Annotated in this window: 20 protein-coding genes; 7 read left to right on the forward strand and 13 right to left on the reverse strand. The window is 40.2% G+C overall.

Annotation, left to right across the window (positions count from 1 at the left end; translation table 11 throughout):
• Window positions 1-15 precede the first annotated feature (15 nt).
• The 6 genes from BLS35_RS19380 to BLS35_RS19405 form a co-directional block, all read right to left on the reverse strand.
• The gene (locus BLS35_RS19380; protein WP_165973357.1) at window positions 16-3291 is read right to left on the reverse strand and encodes a SusC/RagA family TonB-linked outer membrane protein; all 3276 of its coding nucleotides are present in this window, start codon (window positions 3289-3291) and stop codon (window positions 16-18) included.
• Window positions 3292-3597: 306 nt separating this feature from the next.
• The gene (locus BLS35_RS19385; protein ID WP_165973358.1) at window positions 3598-4368 is read right to left on the reverse strand and encodes a FecR family protein; all 771 of its coding nucleotides are present in this window, start codon (window positions 4366-4368) and stop codon (window positions 3598-3600) included.
• Window positions 4369-4849: 481 nt separating this feature from the next.
• Complete coding sequence (locus BLS35_RS19390; RefSeq protein ID WP_090784372.1) at window positions 4850-5668, reverse strand: helix-turn-helix domain-containing protein; 819 nt, start codon at window positions 5666-5668, stop codon at window positions 4850-4852.
• Window positions 5668-6567 carry a DMT family transporter gene (locus BLS35_RS19395; protein WP_090784374.1) on the reverse strand — a complete coding sequence of 300 codons (900 nt, stop codon included), beginning with the start codon at window positions 6565-6567 and terminating at the stop codon, window positions 5668-5670. The genes BLS35_RS19390 and BLS35_RS19395 overlap by 1 nt, the downstream gene beginning before the upstream one ends.
• Before the next feature lie 19 nt (window positions 6568-6586).
• Complete coding sequence (locus tag BLS35_RS19400) at window positions 6587-8002, reverse strand: aldehyde dehydrogenase family protein (protein WP_090784375.1); 1416 nt, start codon at window positions 8000-8002, stop codon at window positions 6587-6589.
• A 219-nt stretch (window positions 8003-8221) separates the two neighbouring features.
• Window positions 8222-8659, reverse strand: a complete 438-nt coding sequence (locus BLS35_RS19405) for an RrF2 family transcriptional regulator (RefSeq protein WP_090784379.1) — start codon at window positions 8657-8659, stop codon at window positions 8222-8224.
• Window positions 8660-8763: 104 nt separating this feature from the next.
• Between BLS35_RS19405 and hmpA the strand changes: the two genes are divergently transcribed.
• Complete coding sequence (gene hmpA / locus BLS35_RS19410; RefSeq protein WP_090784381.1) at window positions 8764-9975, forward strand: NO-inducible flavohemoprotein; 1212 nt, start codon at window positions 8764-8766, stop codon at window positions 9973-9975.
• Here hmpA and BLS35_RS19415 read toward each other — a convergent pair.
• Complete coding sequence (locus BLS35_RS19415) at window positions 9972-10346, reverse strand: hypothetical protein (RefSeq protein ID WP_090784383.1); 375 nt, start codon at window positions 10344-10346, stop codon at window positions 9972-9974. The genes hmpA and BLS35_RS19415 overlap by 4 nt on opposite strands.
• Window positions 10347-10414: 68 nt before the next feature.
• On the opposite strand from BLS35_RS19415, the gene BLS35_RS19420 reads away from it, so the two are divergent.
• Window positions 10415-10747, forward strand: a complete 333-nt coding sequence (locus tag BLS35_RS19420; protein ID WP_090784385.1) for a 2Fe-2S iron-sulfur cluster-binding protein — start codon at window positions 10415-10417, stop codon at window positions 10745-10747.
• A gap of 249 nt (window positions 10748-10996) precedes the next feature.
• On the opposite strand, the gene BLS35_RS19425 is transcribed toward BLS35_RS19420, so the two are convergent.
• The 5 genes from BLS35_RS19425 to BLS35_RS19445 all read right to left on the reverse strand — a co-directional run bounded on the left by BLS35_RS19425 (window position 10997) and on the right by BLS35_RS19445 (window position 14671).
• On the reverse strand, window positions 10997-11596 hold the full coding sequence (locus BLS35_RS19425) for an RNA polymerase sigma-70 factor (RefSeq protein ID WP_090784388.1): 600 nt from the start codon (window positions 11594-11596) through the stop codon (window positions 10997-10999).
• Between the two features lie 198 nt (window positions 11597-11794).
• A complete protein-coding gene (locus BLS35_RS19430; protein ID WP_090784389.1) occupies window positions 11795-13033 on the reverse strand; it encodes an RNA polymerase sigma factor in 1239 nt (412 codons plus the stop codon).
• 42 nt (window positions 13034-13075) lie between these two features.
• Window positions 13076-13426 carry a YciI family protein gene (locus BLS35_RS19435; RefSeq protein ID WP_090784392.1) on the reverse strand — a complete coding sequence of 117 codons (351 nt, stop codon included), beginning with the start codon at window positions 13424-13426 and terminating at the stop codon, window positions 13076-13078.
• A gap of 42 nt (window positions 13427-13468) precedes the next feature.
• Window positions 13469-14224, reverse strand: a complete 756-nt coding sequence (locus tag BLS35_RS19440) for an SDR family oxidoreductase (protein WP_090784396.1) — start codon at window positions 14222-14224, stop codon at window positions 13469-13471.
• A gap of 105 nt (window positions 14225-14329) precedes the next feature.
• Complete coding sequence (locus BLS35_RS19445) at window positions 14330-14671, reverse strand: winged helix-turn-helix transcriptional regulator (protein ID WP_090784400.1); 342 nt, start codon at window positions 14669-14671, stop codon at window positions 14330-14332.
• Window positions 14672-14745: 74 nt separating this feature from the next.
• Between BLS35_RS19445 and BLS35_RS19450 the strand changes: the two genes are divergently transcribed.
• Window positions 14746-15615, forward strand: coding sequence for an SDR family NAD(P)-dependent oxidoreductase (locus BLS35_RS19450; protein ID WP_090784404.1), 870 nt, complete (start codon window positions 14746-14748; stop codon window positions 15613-15615).
• A gap of 388 nt (window positions 15616-16003) precedes the next feature.
• Window positions 16004-16234, forward strand: a complete 231-nt coding sequence (locus tag BLS35_RS19460) for a hypothetical protein (protein ID WP_090784412.1) — start codon at window positions 16004-16006, stop codon at window positions 16232-16234.
• A 97-nt stretch (window positions 16235-16331) separates the two neighbouring features.
• Here BLS35_RS19460 and BLS35_RS19465 read toward each other — a convergent pair whose 3' ends face one another.
• The gene (locus tag BLS35_RS19465) at window positions 16332-16871 is read right to left on the reverse strand and encodes a helix-turn-helix domain-containing protein (RefSeq protein ID WP_090784416.1); all 540 of its coding nucleotides are present in this window, start codon (window positions 16869-16871) and stop codon (window positions 16332-16334) included.
• A gap of 868 nt (window positions 16872-17739) precedes the next feature.
• On the opposite strand from BLS35_RS19465, the gene BLS35_RS19475 reads away from it, so the two are divergent.
• The 3 genes from BLS35_RS19475 (at window position 17740) to BLS35_RS19485 (ending at window position 22700) form a co-directional block, all read left to right on the forward strand.
• Window positions 17740-18081: a hypothetical protein gene (locus tag BLS35_RS19475; RefSeq protein ID WP_090784422.1), complete on the forward strand. Its 342-nt coding sequence runs from the start codon at window positions 17740-17742 to the stop codon at window positions 18079-18081.
• A 98-nt stretch (window positions 18082-18179) separates the two neighbouring features.
• Window positions 18180-19508 (forward strand): TlpA family protein disulfide reductase, encoded by a 1329-nt coding sequence (locus tag BLS35_RS19480; protein ID WP_090784424.1) that lies wholly within the window; start codon window positions 18180-18182, stop codon window positions 19506-19508.
• A gap of 3 nt (window positions 19509-19511) precedes the next feature.
• Window positions 19512-22700: a SusC/RagA family TonB-linked outer membrane protein gene (locus BLS35_RS19485; RefSeq protein WP_090784426.1), complete on the forward strand. Its 3189-nt coding sequence runs from the start codon at window positions 19512-19514 to the stop codon at window positions 22698-22700.
• The last annotated feature ends 4 nt before the right edge of the window (window positions 22701-22704 follow it).

Raw genomic sequence — 22704 nt, forward strand, 5'->3', positions numbered from 1 at the left:
ATTTTTATATAAAACTTACAATGTGAGCTGTAGACCTGCAGTCAGAATTTTCCGTGGCGGTAATGAAAGCAGCGCTGGCGTAGCCGGGTCTGTTCCTTTATAGCCTGTTATGGTGAATAAATCCTGCCCCTGCATATACACCCTAAGGGCATGCATTCCTAATTTCACAGGCAGATTATAAGACAGTGACAGGTTTTGCAAACGAATATAAGATGCATCTACCCATACTGCGTCAGAACGGTAATAACTAAACAAATCGCTCCGGAATCCGGCATTACCAGTAGTCAGGTTTTCCAGAGGGGCCTTACCCGAATACTGCTGCTCCAGGATCAGCTGATTACCTTTTCCCTGTGACAATGAACCTGGAAGTGTATTCTGTGTCCGGTATATTCCTTTCTGTTTGGTGAAAGAAAACAAAAGACTGAGTTGAAAATTTCCATATCTGAAATCGTTAGTCAGTGCGCCAAAGAAAGCCGGGGTGTTGTCTTTGTAAATATAATCCTTTGAGCCAAAACCATCCACCTCGCCATCGCCGTTCACATCAGCAAAAGTATAGTAACCAGTCTGCGGATCTATACCCGTATATTTCGGCATGCCAATACTGCTGATGGATCTTCCGATGGCATAACTCCCTGCATAGGAAGATTCTTCCAATCCCGGAAATTCAAGCAGCTTATTCCTGTTGCGGGAGATGTTAAAATTACTACTCCACGAGAAACGATCGGTGGTGATATTCTGAGACCGCAAGCTGAATTCCAATCCGATATTCTGTACCAAAGCAGGCAAGTTGGCCACGACAGCGGAGAAACCCGCAGTCGCAGGCAATGGATAAGCTACCAGCTGATTGCCCGAGCGGTTCCTGTAAGCGGAGAAGGTTGTAGCCAATCTACCATTCAGGAAACTAAGCTCCAGCCCCAGCTCTGCCTTTCTGTTCGTGGTCCAGCCGAACTGATCATTAGCAAGTCTACTGAGATCAAGCGTTGGAGTCCCCTGATAAGGGTTGTTGCCAGGCCTGTAACTGGATAGATATTGATAATCACCCAGACCGTCACTACCAACTACACCATAGGAGCCGCGAATTTTCCCCATTGACAACCAGGAAACATGATCTCTGAAAAATGTTTCATCACTAAAGATGTATGCGGCGCCTATGGAGCCGAAGTCCCCGAATTGCTTACCACTGGCAAAACGAGATGAGCCGTCTCTCCTTCCAGTCAAGTTCAGTACATATTTACCATTATAATTATAGCTGATTCTTGAGTATAAAGACTGAAAACGGGTCGTGTAATCATTTCCGATTGTACTAAATTCTGTTGCGGCACCAATATTTTCCATCAGCGCATCACTTGTAAAACCACGAGCTGTGATGACACTGCCGTCGGCACTGGAATTCTGAAAAGTTGCGCCGACCAAAACCTGCAGATGGTGGTTCCCAAAAGAACGACGCCAGTTCAGATTCGGTTCAATCAACCAAGTACTGTTATTATTGGCACCGAAAGTAGTTTCCCGTTGCACAAATGAGGACGGGGCGAATGTACTTGCCGGAGCTTTCTGCAATTGATTTTGCCTGGTCAGACTGTACCCCATAGAACTGCTGAGTTCCAGCCCATCCATCAACTTATACTTCAGAGACAAATTGGTGATCAGATTTTTGGTATTTGCGCTGTAAATCCTTTGCATACCCAGTGCTTCATATGGCAGGCCACCCGCCGCATTCCAACCCTCAAAATTGGGCTTGCCATTTGCATCAAGCAGAGCGGGTGCATTAGGAGCAAGAAAAATTAATGAAGTGGGATCTACAGAAGGCAAATTGCTTAAAGTAGATGAAAAGTTCAGCATTGCGGATGTAGTTAACCTTTCGCCAAAAGCTGTATTGTTAATGCTGAGCATTCCCGAACCGCGCTGTTCTTTATAATTACCTTTAAAAGGCGGCGTGCGGGTATTAAAGCCTCCATTCAGTCTGAATGTGGTATTTTGCGCTCCGCCTGACAGGCTCAACTGTGCATCTGTAGTATGTGCCGTACCCAGCAGTTCTTTCTGCCAGTCAGTGTACCTACTATTGTCCCATAAGGTAAGATCATAACCATTCCCGTTATCCGGCACCAGGTTGTCATTTTCAAAAGCACGCTTTCTCATTTCAAGGTACTGACTGGTATTCATAAGATTGAGTGTCTTTGCCTGAAGGCTGACACCACTATATACATTGGCATCAATGGACGTCCCGCCTACCTGCCCCTTCTTTGTTGTTATAATGATGACCCCATTGGCTCCTCTAGCACCATAAATGGCGGTAGCATCCGCATCTTTTAAAACAGAGATGCTCTCGATGTCAGCAGGATTTATACCATAAAGCGGACTTTGCCCTCCTGTTGGCCCGCTAAAGGAATTCTGATTGATGCCTACATTTTGTTGTCCAGTTGTGGAGCCAGAAATGAGGGGCACACCATCAATGACATAAAGGGGTTCACTAATGGAGTTCACACCGATGTTACCACTTACAGCCAGGTTATTCTGTCCCCTTAGTTTTACACTGAAGGGTGCACTGGAAAACCCATTTGTCTGATTTACCTGCAATCCCGGCACCACACCTTGCAACGCCTGAAGCACATTTGTTACTGGCTGCTTTTTAATATCATCCGCATTTACAACAGCCACGTTTCCTGTATTGAGCCTTTCTGTAGTTGACCCGTAACCAATCACTATCTGTACCTCATCCAGCGATTCCTGTTTCAGCTGAAGTACAATGCTGCCCAGGTTAGCGGTTGAAATTTTTATCCTTTTACTTTCGTATCCAAGATACGTCAAGGTTAGCACATCACCTTTGTGTGCGGAAAACCGGAATCTACCAGTTTGGTCAGTAGTTCCTATGAAACTGCTTTCCAGGGAAGTGAGTTTTACAGTGGCGCCCAACAGGGGATCGCCTTGCGAATTAACCACATATCCCTCCACCAAAAAACTGGTGTCTTTCGGAACAACAGGATTCGCCGGCATCTTAAGATCCCGGATCACAATCATCTGATCCTCTATCGTATAAGTAACAAGCCTGTTCGCTAAAGATTTCCGTATAACCTCCTCCAGCGGCGTATTTTTAAAGGCCACTGCTATCACATCTGTACTCTTTACATTTTTTCCGGCCATCAGCACACTGTAACCAGTTTGCTGATAGATCTGAGAGAAAAGTACTTTCATTGTAGCATTTTTGCTGACAAAGGTTACTTTCTGGGCAAAGCCAATGGCACTTACCTGTAGAAAAGTCGCGATGAGTAATATGCTGATTAAGTTAATTCGCATGATCCATTTCCTTATGTCTTTCTGAAGAACCAAGCCAACAACGGGGTCCATCGACAGAAATTTATTATTGTAGCCAAACGGCGTACAAAAAAATCGGGTAAAATTTTTATACATTTGATAATCTGTTTCAGTAAATATTCTAGTAGTATAGTTTTATTCCCAATAGGGAAGCTGAGGACAGTTATTTTTATTGGGGGGCGCGGCAAACGCTCCTCAATTTTCATTTATGTCCTGTCATTGGTCAATCTTTTCTGTGTGGTTCTTTCATGTTTTGGTTGGTTTAGGTATTGATATTGGTTAATTACATCAGGGTTTGGAGACGGTAATTTTATGGTCTGACAGAACAAAGCGAACTTCTCCGGTCAACTCCAACATATGAAGTACTTTAGATATATTGGAAAATTGTGTAATGATCCCGCTAAGCGGTAATTTTTTAATTCGATCATCAGCATACGTAACGTCCACATCATACCAGCGGGATATTTTGCGCATAACACTCTCCAGGTTTTCATCACTGAAATGAAACAAACCATTCTTCCAGGCCATCACTTCTCCTGGATCAAAATTTTCGACAGCAAACCTTCCTGCATGCAATCGGGATTGCTGACCGGGCACGATCTTGATCTTGTTCTGAGTAGCGGTAATTCCGACACTCCCCTGCAACAATGAGGTTGTTACCGCGGGTTCATCGGCATAGGCATTCACATTGAATCTGGTACCCAGAACCTCAATGCGTTGCTGTTCTGAATCCACTATAAATGGTTTCGCAGGATTGTGCGCGACCTCGAAATAGACCTCTCCTGTAATTTTTACCAGACGCTGGTCACCTGAGAAGCTGGCCGGATAGCGTATGGATGAAGCAGCGTTGATCCAGACCTTCGTGCCATCGGAAAGGATCAGATGGTAACGTCCACCTCGTGGTGTGGCCACAGTATTCAGCTGACTGGCCGCGCCCTTAGCGTCACTCAATTCATAGATGAGCTGTCCATCTTTGGTTTTTCTTACTATCGCGTTTCCCTGAGCGGCAAGCCGGCCATTTTTAGCACCTGCAAGTACAATATTACTACCGTCAGACAAAGTCAGCACCGCCTTGTCTCCTCCAGGCGGAAGATCTTTAACTGATGCTGTCTGCTGGCGAACTACGGGCTGGCTTGGATGCCAGAAAAAATAAAGACTTACCGAGCATAGGACAAGCGCCGCCGCAATACCCAAGCGCCATAAGATTTTCGGGAAAAGCGGTACAACCGCTACTGAAGAAAGCTCATCGTCCAGCTCATGGTTTATCTTGTTTAGCAGATTTTCACGCCGGGCATGGAGCTGATCAACAGAAAACCCGTCAGTTAATTTGGGTTCGTTCTCAAATGAATCATACCAGTCATAGAGTACAGCTAAATCAGCCGAAGAAATGTTGCCATCTTCATACTTTTTAAGCAATGATAGAATTCTCTGCTGTTGATCCATTTATAAGCTCTTTTATACATAGTAACGTAACTCGAAAAAAGGTGCTACTCTAATATCCTCTTTTTTTCTCAAAAAAGTCAGGAAATCAAAATACAGCTTATCGTGAGATGTTTTGTTGTGCTAATTCTGAAGGTGGAAAACCAAATTGTTTCTTAAATACATAGGAAAAATGCGATAAGTCCTCAAAACCTACTTCAACGTAAACCTCTGAAGATTTCTTGTTTTTCTCCTTAATTAAGAAATAAGCTTCGTTTAATCTTTTTTGCAATAGCCATCTCGATGGTACTATGTTATAATTTTTTTCAAAATCTCTTTTAAAAGCAGATAAGCTTCTACCTGTTAAATAAGCAAAACGTGGAATTTTCAAGTTAAACATGTAATTCTGTTCCATAAAAGCCTGTAAATCAATTTTTCCAGGCTCTGAAAAATCAAACAAAACGTTTTTAAGTTCCGGATGCACTTTTAAAATAACCAATAGCGCTTCCTCTAATTTGATTTGAACAAATGGGTCGTTCTTTTCAGCCGAAAAAGGAAGATATGGTGTTAAGGAATCTACGAAATTTGATAGAAACCGATGATTCCGCAACTCAATAACTGGTAATGCCTGAACTTTCTCAACCGCTGCGAGATTATATTTTTGGGCGACCTTCATTAGGGTCTCTCGATCGAAAGCAATTGATAAGGACTTGTATTCTCCATTTGGTGGAGGAATTTTAACAAACTTGGCAAGCTTATTTCTAATGCTTAATCTGAATGCACCTTCTGTAAAAACTTTGTCCTCGTTTCCGTCATACACTTTCAATGAGCCTGAAATTTGGAATGCTAGCGCATGCTCCGCAATAAAACTCTCTCCGTTTACGGCTCTGCCCGTATAACAGGAAGACATAATCCTGGGTCTATCATTAACTGGCGCCATTATCTATGCTTTTTTACTGGAAATTTAATCATTTTATAAAAGAATAATACTCCCAATGTAATTATAAACCACCCAATAAAATGTTGAATCCCTAATGAAACACCTAGAAATAATGAAGAAAATATTGCAGTGAGTATGGGCTGCGTATTAGTCATTATTGCCGCTTCCGAAGCAGTTAAGTATTTTATACTCCGCATAAAAATCCATCTTGTAAGCAGCGTTGCTACGACAGCTGTATATAATACAAACAATATCAACTTTACACTTATTTCATCCGGAATACGAACTTCTGAAATTCCTATTGGGATAAAACACAGCCAGCCAAATAAGGTTGAATACATTACTATCGAAGTAGCACTTCCGGAGTGACTAATTTTCTTTCCGATAATGCCATAAATACAGTTCGCCAATGTTGCAAGAAATATAAACAAGTCTCCTTCTTTTAAATTCGCACACCACAAAATACCGATATCCCTGCCCACCAGCGTGACAATTACGCCCGCAAATGCAAGTAAAACTCCGATTATCTTGTATATGTTAAGTTTTTCCCTTAAAAAAATAAAAGCTAAGACAGCAGTTATTGATGTTCCTAATGCACCAATAAAACCAATGTTGACTGTCGATGTAGTTTGGTAGGCCTTAAATGCGAATAGGTTACCTAATACCACCGACGTTAATCCCATTATAATCATCAACACAAGGTTTTTCCCTTTCGGAAAATTTAGCCCCTCATTCTTCAATACTATAGGGACAAGAATAACCAACACGATCAACCACCTGAAAAATAATAGGGATTGCGGATTAAACGATTTGAGAATCTGGTTCAGAAATATTACGTTTGAGGCAGCCGCAATACAATATAGAAGCATTAAGAAAGATGCTTTAGTTTTCTCGTTCATATCATATTGTTTTATGAATTTAAAAAGCTATCACTTTGGGTTCTAAATGTGCTTCTATTCCATATATCCAACCTGTTCTACCAATTCCTGATTCTTTAAACCCACCAAACGGAGATTTAGGCTCGATATTTACAGCTCTATTGATAATTACTCTTCCTGAAACCATTTGTAAAGCCAGTTTTCGAGCCCTCTCTAAGCTTGCTGAACTGATATATCCTGAAAGTCCATAAATAGTATCATTTGCTATCGCTACTGCTTCATCTTCCGTTTCGTAAGCGATCACGGATAATACGGGTCCAAATATTTCTTCCTTTGCAATCTTCATATTTGAATCGACATTGACAAATACTGTCGGTTTCACATACCAACCGCCCAATCCATCAGGATATCCTAATCCACCAACTAAAAGTTCTGCTCCTTCATCGATACCGCTTTTGATGTAAGATTGAACCCTGTTAAATTGTATGTCATTGACCATCGGGCCAACAACCGAATCAGCATCATATAAGCTTCCGATTTTCAATTTATTCACCTCTTGTATTAATAAGATTTTTATTTCATCTATTCTACTTTCTGGAACTATCAAGCGACTTCCTGCATGGCAAGCCTGACCACTATTGCTAAAAGCTATTTGCAGCGCCAAAGGAATAGCTTTAGATAAATCACAATCATCTAACAGGATATTTGGTGATTTACCACCCAACTCCAAATTCACTCTTTTCATCAAGTCCGTTGATTGTTTTCGAATAATCTTACCTGTAGAAGTTGAACCCGTGAATGAAACCATTGAGATGTCAGGATGATTTACTAATGCACCTCCTGCAACAGCTCCGGTCCCATTTACGACATTGATAATGCCCGCTGGTATGTCAGCACTGAGAAAACACTCAGAAAGTAACTGAGTCTGTAATGCACTAAATTCGCTGGGCTTAATAACAATAGTGCAACCCGCTGCAATTGCAGGGGCTATCTTCCCGCAAATATGAACATAATTAGCATTCCAAGGGGTGATTGCCCCAATTACACCTAATGGCTCTTGTAAAACAATTGCATTTTCATATTCTTTTTTAAACTGAACTTCATACATTGCTTCTTTTGCAGTCAAGAATGATACTGCAGCAGCTCTAGTCCTTCCCATTGTAGCGGTTAAAGGCGAGCCATACTCTAAAACGGCCAATTCATTTAGTTCTTTTTCCCTTTCGATCACACTTCTATATAACCGATCAAGTATTTCCGCCCTTTCTTTTAAAGATGTTTTGGAAAAACTTACAAATGCGCGCTTTGCTGCGCTAACTGCAGCATCGACATCATTTTTATGACCTAATTGAACTGTTCCGATTATTTCTGCGGTAGAGGGGTTATATAAATTTTGGACTTCCGTGCCGATAGATTGCACAAATCCCCCATTGATAAAGTGTTCTTTAATCTGTTTCATAACATTTACTTCTCTTGTTATACAAAGGTATTTGGTATGAAGAGGAAACACTTTGTTAAATAGCCCAAATATACTTTGTTATTTAGCTCATCAGTATTGATTAATATCCTTTTAAAATTTATAGAAAATAGTCTTTAAGAAACGTCGACATTGTTACGGATCAGGCCCAATCTGGAGATGAAAGGGCCCAGCTTTACCTAAGTGGTAAAGTATATTTATCTACTTCTTCAACGACAACAGTCCCTCTATCAACTCTCGATTAAAACTCCCGATAGTTGTTCTGTTGAGCATTAAGGCAATCTTTTGACGAATATCCTTGAATTCATTATGAAGAGGACAAGGATTAATTTCTGAGCACTGTTTTAATCCAAGGCCGCAGCCTGTGAAAAGCGAATCCCCATCGACAGCCCTGACAATCTCTATCAGCGGAAGGGATAACATTTCCGAAGAGAGGAAAAATCCACCATTGGGTCCTTTTGATGAGGCCACTAGTCCCTTCCTACTCAAATCCTGCAAAATTTTACCTAAATAAAGCTCTGGGGAATCTATTCCCGCTGCAATATCCTTGATACCACTTTTTACACCCGACGCAGATTTTTGCGCAAGATAGAAGACTGCACGAATCGCATATTCACAAGTTTTAGAAAATATTGCCATAATGAATATCCAAATATAACAAAATAATAAAAGATATTTTTGTCTTTTATTATTTTGTTATACATTTGCAAAACAAAAGATAAAAACATCTTAATATATTTTATATGAATTCCACACAGAAATCATTGATCCTCGCAACAGTTCCTATTTTAAAGGAACACGGCATCACCCTTACTAAATATTTTTATGAGCGGATGTTCAAGGGAAATCCGGAACTAAAAAACATTTTCAATCTGGGAAACCAGCACAGTGGAAAACAGCAAACTGCATTGGCATTAGCTGTTTTAGCTTACGCTGAAAATATTGCAAATCCAGGGGTATTGATGCCGGTTTTGGACCGAATAGGCCATAAACATGTGAGCATAGATATCCGCCCCGAGCATTATGCCATCGTTGGCAAACATCTCCTGGCCTCAATTGAAGAAGTGCTAGGTGAAGTTGCAAGTCCGGAAATTTTAGAAGCATGGGAACTTGCCTATAATCAATTGGCAGCGATCATGTCGGGACATGAGTCAGGCATATATGCATCCAAATTACAACAGGAATATGGCTGGACAGGCTGGCGAACTTTTAAAATTATCGAAAAAAAGGAAGAATCTTCTGAAATTTCTTCGTTTTATCTTGCTCCTGCAGATGGCGGTAACGTGCCCGAACATCAGGCTGGACAATATATCAGCATAAAGGCTTTTCTTCCTGAACTGGGCCTGAATCAAATCCGTCAGTACAGTTTGTCGAGTGAACCGGGTAATGCGCATTACCGAATTTCTGTAAAACGTGAAAAACATGCTGAAATGAATGTAGACGGTATGATCAGTAACCATCTGCACGATCATAAAGGAGTAAATGACCTGGTAGAAATAACTGCACCCGCTGGTAACTTTATCCTTCCTGAAGAACCTGATCGTCCACTGATGTTTATTAGTGGTGGAGTTGGACTTACCCCTTTCGTGAGCATGGTGAGCCAGTTAACAGCGAAAAAACATCCTCATGCCATCACTTGGATTCATGGTTGCAGAGGTCGCGAAGTTCATGCCTTCAAAGCGGACATTGATGCTTTAGCTCAATCGGGCAGAGATTTCAAACAACACATTTTTTACAACAATTGCACGGAGGAAGATAAATTAGAGGGAATTCGCGAAGGATATTTAGAGCTGAAAGCTTTAGAATCACTCGAGCATCAAACAGGAACACAGTACTATATCTGCGGTCCAGGGCAATTTATTGAAAAGCAGCTTCAGGACCTAAGGACCATGGGTATTCCCTCCGGACAAATCTTCTTTGAAGAATTTGGGCCGGGCGTGCTAAGCGCAAATTAAAGTGAAATAAACAGACCAGGAGTACCATGGTTGGTCTGAAAAGTCCATTGGTGCTTAGCTTTTGTGGAAATACCTTTGAAGTGCCGGTTCGGAGCACGAGCAGATGGACCGGCACATTGATTTTGATAAAAATACATCTCAGGGAAGACACAATAAAACCAGCCCGGGTCAATTACTGAGCAAGACGGCATCCTTTCAAGTTTCGCATTGAGTTTTGAGGGAATCGGAATATTATTACTTATAGGTATCGTACTTGCCCTACTCTTACTGGCCGTTCGCACCTGGAAAGAAACCAGGGAGATTAGCGAACACGACAAGGCCAGTTCCACCGGATTTAATAAATTAAAATTTCTTTCATATATTGAATGCATAGCATTCTAATTCGGATCTCAGCATACAGGGGCAAAATCAACTATGCGGATTTAAATACTAAAGGAACGTGATTAAGAACGACAGAAAGAAAATTTCAGTTTTTGTAGAGGAAGGCAATGCTTCCCAAACGCTAACTTGTTTCAGTAATGAGTATAGGAGTTTAATGCACCTCATTGCCGATCAACTCATGCCCGATGACTTTGGGGAATGCCAGGGGATGGGGCGCTGCGCTACTTGTAAAATAGAGGTTCTTGAATCGGCATATCCACTAAATAATTTCGATCGTAATGAAAATTCAAATCTAGAATCCGATACAGGTTCGTTAAAAATTATCCGGCTCTCCTGCCAAATTTATGCTGATGAGTTGGCGGATGGCTTGAAAATTAAATTGGTAAGGTGATTTAATCATGAGTAAAACCACCAGACTACCAGAATGACAATCCATCCAAAATCCATGATAATAATAAGATGGCTTAGGTGACGCTGGCCCTCAGCAAATGGAGATTGATACACCGACAAAAAATCATCGGGAAATACGCCAAGACTTGTTAAGCAATCTCACCAGATGCTGAACTATCGGTTAGAGACTAAAATGGGGCTAGTGTTGCGCACTTTATGGGACCACAAAACCATAGTTGATTTTACCTCACTACTGGTAAAAGTATACAAACAAACAAATCAAGATTAAATCCAACTGTTGGTCACCGATTTCGGCACGAATGATAGACATAGCTTTAGTCATGTGCTTCTTTACAGTACTTACTGAAATATCTAATTTAATTGCGATATCCCTTTGAGAAAGCTGGTCAAACCGACTAAGCATAAATACCTCCCGGCATTTGTCAGGCATTTTAGCAGCAGCGAGCATAATTTTTTCTCTAAGTTCCTTCGTCTCCAAAATGGAATCGGGCGTTTCCGGTTTATTTTGATATTCAGGTCTTAATGACCCAACGTACTGCTCTTTGACACGATGTGTTCTGTAAATATTTAGTATACTGTATCTTAACGCTGACTTTAAATAAACCTCAAGGCTTGATTGGATTACCAGTTCTTTTCTTCGTAAAAATAAGCTCACAAAGATATCCTGTACAATTTCCTCAGCTGACTCTACAGATTTCAAACGCTGATAAGCCGAATCCAACAAACTTCTCCAATGTCTTCGATAAAGTTCAGCAAATGCATTTCTATCGTCTTTATCACGGACAAGCATTAACAAATTTTCATCACTCCATTGTTCTGGTTTATACATCTTTATTCACTGTGTAATTGCATGACATCCCTTTTGACAAAGTTAATAAATATCAACGCCTGTCAGGCATTCCATGAGAAGAAGAGTTCTGAAAATTACGAGAATGCGGTTGATGCGGATATTAAAATAATAGATTATGAGGGTTAAAATAACATCAATTGTTGTTTTCGAAAGACATAACAGAAATTTTAATTAGCATTACAGCAAATCTTGTAGCTTTTGTATCGCATTACTTATCGTTTTTTTATCAGCGGCCGTAGTCGCTAGTTCTAAGGCCAATTCAAACTGGCTCAATGCTTTATGATTATCTATATCTGTGTAAAGGTTTCCTAGCAGTGAATAGTAAAAGTGGTTGTCCACAAGTTGTAATTTTTCTGCCTCCTCAATTGCCTCTTTCTTTCCATTTGCTTTAGATAAAGCAAAGGTTCTATTCAATGCCGCAATTGGCGAATATTCTAATTGAAGCAGTTGATTATACAATTGTAAAATACTTTCCCACTTTTCGACGGTATCCTCTTTTTTTGTGTGCCAGAATGCAATGCCTGCTTCTAAATGGTATTTAGTTACGTTATTTCCTGTGGATGCTTGATTTAAATAATGTATTCCATCATCAATCAATTTCTGGTCCCAAAGCATTTCATTTTGTTGGTGATATAAAACCGATTCACCGTTTTCATTTACCCTGGCTTCAAACCTTGAGGAATGAAAGCACATCAAAGCATGTAAGGCATTAACATCAGGTAAATTGGTTTTTTCATTATCTATGAGCAAAATAGTAAGTCGCATAGCCTCAAAGCAAAGGTTTTTGCGCAGTACAGTATCGTGAGATACCGAATAGTACCCCTCAGAAAATAAAAGATATAGCGTTGTCAACACAGTCGGTAATCTATCCTCAATTTGGGAAAGAGTTGGCTGCTGAATCTTGAGCTTTTCTTTTCTCAACTTTTCTTTAGCCCTATTAAGTCTTTTATAAATGACTTCCTTATTAGTCAGGAAAGCATCTGCAATCTCCTGAATGCCAAATCCACATAATAAATTTAGTGCCAAAGCAATCTGAGATTCAGTTGAAATACTGGATTCACAAACAGCAAAGATCATCGCCAATTGGCTATCGTTAATATTTTTTACCGACAAATCAATCTCAATCTCTTCAGTTGAGCTGGTATTTAACTGAATCTCTTTAGACAATTTCTGCTCAAACAGGGTATTGCGCTTCAAATAGTTTTTTGTTTTATTTTTAGCAACAGTATAAAGCCATGCGGTGGGATTCTCCGGGTTACCATTTACACTCCAGGACTCAGTTGCTGCTAAGAAGGTATCGCTGACAATATCTTCCGCAGTCTCAATGTGATCCATACCAAACAAATAACAGAGTACCGAAACAATTTTCCGGTACTCTGTTCTAAATAAATTCGGTATTAACTCTTGTTGTTCCATAAATAATCAGGTGCTTGAAACCAAACGGAGCAGTTTGAACCTTTACTGTGCAGGGGGAATTGCCATTCGTACCTCAACGGTTGCACCCCATTTTAATAAAGGACAACCCTTAGCAATTTCTACTGCTTCCTCGTAATCCTTGGCGCGAATTAGAAATAATCCCCCAAGAGACTCCTTAAGCTCAGCGTATGGGCCATTGGTTACAGCATTATTTTGTTTTACAACCCTTCCATCTGTATCCCAGCGTTTTGGAGGCGCGACTAGCTTATCTTGTGCTGCAATACTGCCCAACCAATCCTGAAAAGGTTTAATTGCGGACTGCATTTGCTCGGGTGATGGACTTGCGTCTTTGTTGATGAGATCTCTATGGATTGCTATTAAAAACTCGTTCATTTTATATTTATAATTTATTTAAAATTAAGTTATTTATTCAAATTAACGCTGGTTTGCTGGATCACTTATCCAATCTTGATAAGACATCTTGCCAATCATAGCATCTTCACTGGCAGTAAGTGATTGATCATTGATCACTACCCCAAAATATGGAGCGTCATCATCCGTCACTACTTCCCTGTGATCCTGCATTATACTCAAATATCTTCTTACGATCTCATCCATTTGAATCCTTTCAGGCCCTGCAACTTCCAAGGTGCCCTCAAGCGGGGAGCCAGCGACAACTTTAACCAAAGCTAACACAACATCTTCTGACGCAATAGGCTGGAAAAGTGCAGGAGGCAGATGGGTTTTACCATCAACAATTCCAGAATTAGCGATGGCACCAACAAATTCAAAGAACTGGGTCGCACGCAAGATGCTATAAGGAATTGAAGAATCTTTAATAAGATTTTCCTGTACAAGTTTTGCTCTGAAATAGCCACTACCTTGTAAGCGATCAGTACCTACGACCGAAAGTGCGACATGGTGCTTCACCCCTGCGGTCGCTTCCGCTTCAAGGAGATTCCGGGTTGAGGTTTGGAAGAATTCCAATACCGCCTGATCTTCAAAAGATGGAGAGTTAGACACATCTACAACAACTTCAGCACCTGCCAGAACCTCACTCAGACCCTCACCGGTTATCGTGTTTACTCCTGATGACGGTGATGCTGCTGATACTTCATGCCCAAGCTGGCGAAGCTTATTTACCAAGTTGGATCCGATAAGTCCTGTACCGCCGATTACTACAATTTTCATATTCATTATTTTTAGTGATTAAAACCTAATAACAAGTGACTTTTGAAAATTGGACACAAGCACAAAATATTTTTTAACTCCGTTGTGCTTCGATGCTAAATGGCTTTATTCTTCTGATATTTTTCTTCTATGGTTTACTGCCCAGATAATCATTTCATCAACCAACGGGGCTAAGCTTTTGCAATACGGAGATACCTTATATTCAATCCTCACGGACGAGTCTTCAGAAACTGTTCTAGAGACCAGTTTATTAATTTCTAAATCTTTTAATTCCTTGGATAGTACTTTGGTAGTAATAAAAGGAACATTTCGCTGTATCTCACGAAACCTGCTGCTACCCTGACTTATCGCAATAAGTATAGGCAGTTTCCATTTCCCGCTGATCACAAAAAGCGTGTCCTGCACGTACCTGATTTTCTGATGGGTAGTCATTTCGTCTTTATCCATTATTGATATCCTTAAGGTTACTGGCATCAAATGTATACCACTTATTCGATAGATTTACCAAAAAATCATCAATTATGAATATAAAAACAGCATTGGTCACCGGCTCCAGCAATGGTATTGGTCAATGGGTAGCAACAGCCCTGGCCAGACAAAGTTATCGGGTTATTCTTCACGGAAGAACACAAACACGACTGGAGCAGGTGAAGGAAGAAATCAAGTCATCTACAGCAAGTGCTGAAGTACATTATATTGTAGCGGACCTCTCTTCCATGTCTCAAGTTAGCGCCTTAGCGAAAGAATTCAGACAAAGATATGGTAGATTGGATCTGCTGATCAATAATGCAGGCGGGGTGATGAGCCTATCGAGAGAAACCACAGCAGATGGTTTTGAAAAGACAATGGCTTTAAACTTATTTGCCCCTTTTCTACTGAGCGAATTACTATTAGACTTATTAGTCAATAGCCCGCATGGTCAGATCATCAACGTCTCATCCAATTCCCATAGATTGAATGCAAAACCAGATTTTACTGACCTGGAGCTCGAATCGGGATATCACCCTTTGAGGGCTTATGGAAATTCTAAACTTTTTTTAATATGGAATACCCAGTACCTTGCCAAGAGGCTTGAGCAGCAGGGAATCTCAAATGTGACGCTCAATTCAGTACACCCCGGTGCGGTATCCACAAATTTCGGAGTTAAAAGTAATCTCGGCGGAGTACTTAACCTGTTAGGAAAAATGTTAAGGCCATTTTTTAAAACCGCGGAACAGGGCGCAGAATCTATCCTGGAGCTGGTGAAAACAAATGGGCACTTGCCGGTAGACGGTAAGTATTTTGAAAACAAAAAAGAGCGTTTGCCCTCAAAAAAGTATTACACAGACTCAAATGCGCATCTGGTTTGGGAATATTGTTTTGAAAAAACAATGCCGTTTAGGAAATTATAAAGGACCTTGATGCGACTGGCAAGTTCAAGAGTACAACAGCTTAATGCAACTCCCTTGATAAGGGTTATAACTTGGCAAATAAGTTATATATCTAAAGTTAAGCAGATTTTTGATTGCCATGTGATATGTACTACTTGATCCAATTTTACTACAAATCATCAACTCCCTCCTGTTAATTCTAATATTAAGCGGAAATGATTGATTCTTAAATTCTGCACTGTTGCAGGAGAAATCATGAGCATCTTCCGAACATCCTTGCTCCCCGGAGCCATTGTCTGGTTGCATGAGCGTCTAATTTTAAATGGAGCAGAATCTCCCTTTAAATTAAATCATGAATAGTTTTTTTAGCTGCACAATAAAAATTAGTTGTCAACGCTATATTTGCAACATGAGTTTACCAATGCGCATAACCTTCGAAGAAAAGGACTACACCTACAATATTTTAACGAAATCAATTACAAAAGAAACAAATTCAATTCAAATCACTTTAAATGGCGAACAATATGAACTTGTCCGCAATTTTAAAGGCGACTGGGATGCAGCTGATGCAACAATTAACGATCATCTTGGCCTGATAAAAGCCATAGCGAGAAATATCAAACTTCGGTACAGGTTATAACATTTATAATCACCACTCGCATCACAACATATTTAAAAAATACCTATCTGAATGCAGGCAGTGATATTTACAAGGCAAAAGTGCTTCTGAAGCATACTTAGACTTTCTTTTCGGCAAACGCTTTCAATTGAAAAAGATATTCCCTACCCCTCTTCCCTACCATAACGACTATTTGATCCCGGCCACTTTTCTTCAATAAATCAGTTATGTTTCTTGCATTAATCCTTTCTCGAATGTCCGTTGGAAAATTAAGTCTTATTTCGTTTGCCGTTAAAGGTCTTTCAAGCACTGTAGTTTCATTAATAATCTTATCTAAATTACCGGCAACATCTTTATCATAATCTCGGTTACTAAAACCGGCATTAATTCGTGTGGTTATTATATTTTTAGTTTTTTCCGGTAAAGTATCAAAAGCAGGAAAACTTTGATTTGGATCAATCATTTGGCAATAACTTAGTCCATAAACGTTAGCAATTTTTTCAGCCAAGTTCAGATCAATCGTTCTTTTTCCAGACTCTACACCAGTATAATCCGATTGTTTCACATTATATAAATTAGCAACGTTCTCTTGAGATAATGAAAAATGATTTCTATATATTTTGACTAATTCTCTAAATCGACTATTCTCGTCTCTCATAAATTCAACACAGATTTAATATCTAATTATTAATATTTGAATTATTAGATTTTATTTATTATATTTGTTTTAGTTAGAAAAAGCGACATAAATCAAGTAGTTTAAAATCTACTTGTAACGATGTCTCTCGCATGGAAAAACCGTCAAATTTACCCGCGAGAAGTCCGTAAGTTCGCCCGATTCACTGGATTGTATTATCTTCGCAGATATATAACCAGCGGGGCGAGCTTTGCGTAAGACTTTTGGGGGTAACTTCTGAATCTCGTGTAGATCTGGGAGTAGGTTTACTTGACGGTTTTCCTCATCCACAAGCAGTAAAGCTCGCCCTGCTGATTTTAATCATGGGGCTAATTATCTGCTTTCGAGAGACTCGTTTCAAAAACTTATAGTTATGAAAACGATGTTTAACCGCCATTCAGCCCATCTCGGTAATACTAAAATGTGTTATGGCCAATGCTACGTTTCCAATTCAGGAGTCAAGTTTACTTTCTACCTAAAAAATGTCATAAAGAACGTTCACAAACCTCCCGACTAGTCCGAATTTTCATTTTCAATACAATAAAACTCTAACCAATTAAACTCGTAAAAAATGAAAGTTTCAAACTTAAGGGGACTGTATTGCTTCAAAAATAGCCATATTCTTTCATTATTACTAATCGTATTAAAGAACGATATAGTAACAATCTCCACTACTTTTTCAACCAAAAATCTACTTAAAAACATTATAAAAGCACCCGTCTAGGCGGCCTTTGATAAGCGAGCGGCACCTTTATGAGAGCGGAAGTGTGTCGTCTCGCTATCTTCTTGCTCTAAAATTCTCAAAACCTAACAATTGAGCTTTTCACTAAAAAGCACAAAAGACAACAATATGAAAGGAAAGATTTCTCGCTCAAATGATGAGATCATACGTAGCTTAAAAAACAGAGAGATACAAAGTATAAAAACCCTTTACGATAATTATTCTTCCAGCCTACTAGGCATTATCTCTTTGCTAGTTTCAGATGAAGAACTGAGACTGGAAATACTGGAAAAAACTTTTCTCAGGATATGGCAGGAGTCTGAAAAACATGAACCCATCAATTCCACCTTATTCATCTGGATGATGAAGCTCGCAATAGAGGTTTCGGCGGAATGTATGGATTTACAACTGGCTGAAATAAGGGAGAAGTTCTGGCAAGCTTACAAAGAGTTGAGAAAAAACATTCAATAAATAAAAAGACCAATAAAGCAAGAAAAAACAACTAACCAAACGATCAATAAAGCAAAACATCCGCCCTACTTAATGATCGTCAACTAAATCGTTTTAACATGAAAAAAATTATACTAATCGTATTACTGGCCACGCTTTGCATTTTTTTTAAGGCAAGCGCGCAGAACAACAAAGCCATAGACGTAACCACCAAGGGTATACAGGTGGGCCAGCAAGTGCCTGAGTTTATCATAAATAATATTCATAACTATAAAACAACCAACGCCAAATTATCCGACTTTAAAGGCAAACTTGTGATCATCGATTTCTGGGCGACTTGGTGCAGCCCCTGCCTAGCTATGATCCCAAAGATGGATAGTCTGCAAAAACAATTTGGAGACACAATCCAATTTTTAAAAGTAACCTATCAACCTGCCCAACATGTCATCCCCTTCTTAGAAAAGTTTCAAAAAGGAAAACAATCCAGATTGCCGGAAGTCACTGACGACAAAGCCTTACATAAACTTTTTCCCCATATTTATCTACCTCATTTTGTTTGGATAAACAATATGGGAACTGTAGTTGCCATTACTGACGCTGATGAAATCACTTCAGCAAAAATCACCTTGATACTGAAAGGAACAACTCATGCAAATCTTCCTACAAAGCACGACATGAGTATCACTTATGAAAGAGATTCCCCTCTTTTCATTTCCGGAAACGGAGGTAATGGCTCGACCACAATAGCACATTCTATCCTCTCAGCCTACACCGTTGGACTTAACGGAGGGTATAGCATCACCAGAGATTCTGGTGAATATTCAAAAGTTACGGTGACCAATCGCGGAGTGGTGGGCCTATACCGTGTAGCCTATGGTGAAAAGGAATACATCGGAAATAACCGGGTGCGACTACTCACCAAAGATTCAGTTAATTTACTTCCGAAAGTTGCAGGCAAACTCTACCTGGACTGGCTCCGCGCAGGCAATGGTTTTTGTTACGAACTTATGCTCCCACGTCGATCACAGGGTCAACTGTTCAACAGGATGATTCAGGAGCTAGACAGCTATTTTCCGCAATATCAAGTGAGCATGGAAATGATGAATGTAAAATGCTTAGTCCTCTCCTCTCAGCCTAATGCGGCAAATGATTTAAAAACAAAAGGATCGGCTCCCCATGTTGAATATAGTCGCCAAAGTTGCAATTTATTAAACACACCACTCAGTGAATTTATGGAACAAATGAGTGTCGTTTATTTCCAATCCCAATATCCACTGGTAGATGAATCTGGAATCACCGATGGCGTAGACCTCAACTTCTCAGCTGATATGACCAATGTATCTTCTGTAAATGCAGCATTAGCCCCGTATGGTCTACAATTTCAAATCGCAGAAAGACCAATCAATATACTGGTGTTCAGAGATCAGATTTACTCATCAAAAAAATAAGCCATGTTAAAAATTAAGAAATACCTAGGCTTCCTCTGCCTCATTTCAAGCTTTAGTTTATCAGGATTTGGTCAGGATTCCCAAATAAAAGGATACATTTTTTCCGCCAAGGATTCTTTACCAATCCAGGGTGCAATAATTAAAATGGACAATTACTCCAGTAAGACAGACGAGACTGGCAGATTCACTTTAATGGCCGTAAATGGGAAGCATCAGTTATCAGTCCACCATTTAACATACTTAGCCAGACAGATCGAAGTGACCATACCACTAGCGATTGAATTGCGAATATACCTCACTGAATCAGTTGAAATGTTAAAAGACGTAGTTGTTGTGTCAACAGGCTATCAGACCATTCCCAAAGAACGAGCTACAGGATCTTTTACACAAATAGACAATCAATTGCTAAACAGAACACCAGGCAGCAACGTCATATCCAGGCTTGCAGATATTGTACCAGGGTTAACCTTCAACCGTAATATTGGCGCAACAGAGAATAGCATTAGCATTCGTGGTCTGAGTACAATCAATTCGAATGCAGAACCTCTAATTGTGCTCAATAATTTCCCATATTCAGGAGACATCAACAGCATAAATCCAAATGACATTGAGAGTATTTCGGTCTTGAAAGATGCAGCAGCAACATCCATATGGGGTGCCCGCGCTGGTAACGGGGTGATTGTGATCACGACAAAACAGGGTACTACGGGAAAAGTTAAAATAAGTTTTGCCCTTAATGGAACAATAGGTTCAAAACCTGATTTGTTTGCCAGACCATCGATGTCCGTAGCAGACTACATTGAGACAGAAAAGAATTTGTTCTCTAAAGGCTATTTCTCAGGAGCCGAAAACTCCGATAATAAACCCGCACTCACACCAGCAGTAGATTTATTAATCGCATTGCGCGATCACACTATGGATCCGGTCTTAGCAGAAACCAAACTGGAAGCCCTGAAACAGATAGATACCCGATCACAAGTTACAGAATACCTCATACAAAACAGTTTTCTAAGCCAACACAGCTTGAACCTATCTGGTGGCTCAGCAGTCAACAGCTATTTTCTAGGCATGGGTTATGACATGGACAGAATGAATTCCATAGGCAATTCCTCCTCACGCATTAGTTTTTCAGCAAGTCACAATTATCAAATCATAAACAATAAGCTAGAGCTATCTACAAAACTCTCCTTTTCCCAGCTTAAAACAAGACTAAAGCAACTAGAACAATCCATCAGTTATCCTTATGCACAGTTAAGGGATGAACAAGGAAGCGCATTGCCTGTAGTAAGAGATTACCGCAGGGCATTTATTGATCAAGCCCAACAAAAAGGCTTACTGAACTGGGAATATCGTCCATTGGAAGAACTAAACTTAGACGTCGGTGACACCAATATCGCCAATGACTCCCGGGTTCAACTGGGTCTAACTTATAAGCCTTTTGATGGATTTTCAGCGATACTTCTTTACCAGACCGCCCGCGTAAACAGCAATAACCAACGCCTATTTTCCCAAGAAAGTTATTACACAAGAAACCTGATCAACTATATCAGTGCCATTGCAGCAGACGGATCCATTTTACGTCCTATCCCCTTAGGAGGAATAATGGATCTGGAAAATCGAATTTCAAAAACAAATCATCTCAGAGCGCAGCTGGTTTACAATAAAACCTGGGGCATTAATTCCCTTAATCTGATCGGCGGCGCGGAAATCAGCGAAGAAGAAATTACTGGTCAAACCAGCCGCTTTTATGGATATGACAAAGAAACAGGCGCTTTCCAAGTCGTAGACTATAGCAAGAACTACACTTCCTATGTGAATCCTTCGTCAACCAACAATCCGATTAGAAATTTAGATAAATTGACGGGATTGGATGAACGGTTTATCTCCTACTACAGCAATGCAGCTTATTCTTTAAAAGGGCTATATATTCTTTCGGCGAGTGCAAGGTTCGACCAAAGCAATTTATTTGGGGTGGCGACCAATCAAAAAGGAGTTCCCTTATGGTCCACAGGATTAGGCTGGCTGGTTTCAGGTGAGGGATTTTATAGAAGTAACTGGCTCCCCTACTTAAAACTAAGAATGACTTACGGCCTTAGCGGAAATGTCAATAAATCCCTTTCTGCCTATACTACCGCACGCTACATCCCAGGCACGCTAAGCCGGGTCAAACTCGCTTCTGCACAAATCATCAATCCCCCCAACCCTAACCTTCGATGGGAACGAAACCAAATCTTTAACTTAGGAATTGATTTTGCGACAGCTGCCAAGCGCATATCCGGCAACCTAGAGTGGTATTCCAAAAAAGGATTTGATTTAATAGGAACCATTCCTTACATGCCCTCAAGCGGCTTCAATTCATTCACAGGAAACACAGCCAATCTACTGACCCAAGGTCTGGATATGACCATCAACACCAAAAACATCCAGACAGCACTAAACTGGAACAGCAGTTTTATCTTTAGCTATGCTAAAGACAAGGTCACACATTACGAGTATTTTGAAAGCGCCACCAGCTACCTGAACACAGGAGCATATGGAGGAATTACTCCCTTACAGGGAAATGCACTATATGGAATCTACAGTTATAGATGGGCTGGTTTAGATCCTTTAAATGGTGATCCTCAAGGCTACCTGAATGATACGCCAACCAAAGATTATGGCAACATAATTTCAAGTGCAAATCCGCAAAACATCATCTACCACGGCGCCGCCCGACCTGTTATCTTTGGATCGTTTAGAAATGATTTTAGTTATCGGGGTTTTACCTTGTCAACCAACATAAGTTATCGCCTTGGGTACTATTTTCGAAGAGAAAGCATCCAGTACAATGATAATTTAGGTTTAGGTGGACATGGCGATTATTATCAACGCTGGCAAAATACAGGGGACGAAAATCGGACACATATCCCATCCATGCCGCTCTCACCCAATTCAGACCGGGACCAATTTTACAAATTTTCGGAAATCCTTGTTTCCAGAGGAGATCACATCAGATTACAGGATATTAAACTGTCTTACAAAAATAAGTTGACCAATTCACGCAAAATTGCACTTTCAAATCTGGAGCTCTTTGTGTACGCCAATAATTTAGGAATTATATGGCAGGCGAACAGATTTGGCATAGACCCCGATTATAACTATGCTAAGCTTCCATTCGCAGTATCAGCTGGCCTGAAACTAGACTTTAACTAAACGC

Source organism: Pedobacter sp. ok626, assembly GCF_900100435.1.
Classification (GTDB): domain Bacteria; phylum Bacteroidota; class Bacteroidia; order Sphingobacteriales; family Sphingobacteriaceae; genus Pedobacter.

Coding starts and splice junctions, on each gene's coding strand:
- BLS35_RS19380 (WP_165973357.1), bottom strand. CDS start 3,291: ATGCGAATTAACTTAATCAGCATATTACTCATCGCGACTTTTCTACAG.
- BLS35_RS19390 (WP_090784372.1), bottom strand. CDS start 5,668: ATGGCGCCAGTTAATGATAGACCCAGGATTATGTCTTCCTGTTATACG.
- BLS35_RS19395 (WP_090784374.1), bottom strand. CDS start 6,567: ATGAACGAGAAAACTAAAGCATCTTTCTTAATGCTTCTATATTGTATT.
- BLS35_RS19400 (WP_090784375.1), bottom strand. CDS start 8,002: ATGAAACAGATTAAAGAACACTTTATCAATGGGGGATTTGTGCAATCT.
- BLS35_RS19405 (WP_090784379.1), bottom strand. CDS start 8,659: ATGGCAATATTTTCTAAAACTTGTGAATATGCGATTCGTGCAGTCTTC.
- hmpA (WP_090784381.1), top strand. CDS start 8,764: ATGAATTCCACACAGAAATCATTGATCCTCGCAACAGTTCCTATTTTA.
- BLS35_RS19415 (WP_090784383.1), bottom strand. CDS start 10,346: ATGCATTCAATATATGAAAGAAATTTTAATTTATTAAATCCGGTGGAA.
- BLS35_RS19425 (WP_090784388.1), bottom strand. CDS start 11,596: ATGTATAAACCAGAACAATGGAGTGATGAAAATTTGTTAATGCTTGTC.
- BLS35_RS19430 (WP_090784389.1), bottom strand. CDS start 13,033: ATGGAACAACAAGAGTTAATACCGAATTTATTTAGAACAGAGTACCGG.
- BLS35_RS19435 (WP_090784392.1), bottom strand. CDS start 13,426: ATGAACGAGTTTTTAATAGCAATCCATAGAGATCTCATCAACAAAGAC.
- BLS35_RS19440 (WP_090784396.1), bottom strand. CDS start 14,224: ATGAAAATTGTAGTAATCGGCGGTACAGGACTTATCGGATCCAACTTG.
- BLS35_RS19445 (WP_090784400.1), bottom strand. CDS start 14,671: ATGGATAAAGACGAAATGACTACCCATCAGAAAATCAGGTACGTGCAG.
- BLS35_RS19450 (WP_090784404.1), top strand. CDS start 14,746: ATGAATATAAAAACAGCATTGGTCACCGGCTCCAGCAATGGTATTGGT.
- BLS35_RS19460 (WP_090784412.1), top strand. CDS start 16,004: ATGAGTTTACCAATGCGCATAACCTTCGAAGAAAAGGACTACACCTAC.
- BLS35_RS19465 (WP_090784416.1), bottom strand. CDS start 16,871: ATGAGAGACGAGAATAGTCGATTTAGAGAATTAGTCAAAATATATAGA.
- BLS35_RS19475 (WP_090784422.1), top strand. CDS start 17,740: ATGAAAGGAAAGATTTCTCGCTCAAATGATGAGATCATACGTAGCTTA.
- BLS35_RS19480 (WP_090784424.1), top strand. CDS start 18,180: ATGAAAAAAATTATACTAATCGTATTACTGGCCACGCTTTGCATTTTT.
- BLS35_RS19485 (WP_090784426.1), top strand. CDS start 19,512: ATGTTAAAAATTAAGAAATACCTAGGCTTCCTCTGCCTCATTTCAAGC.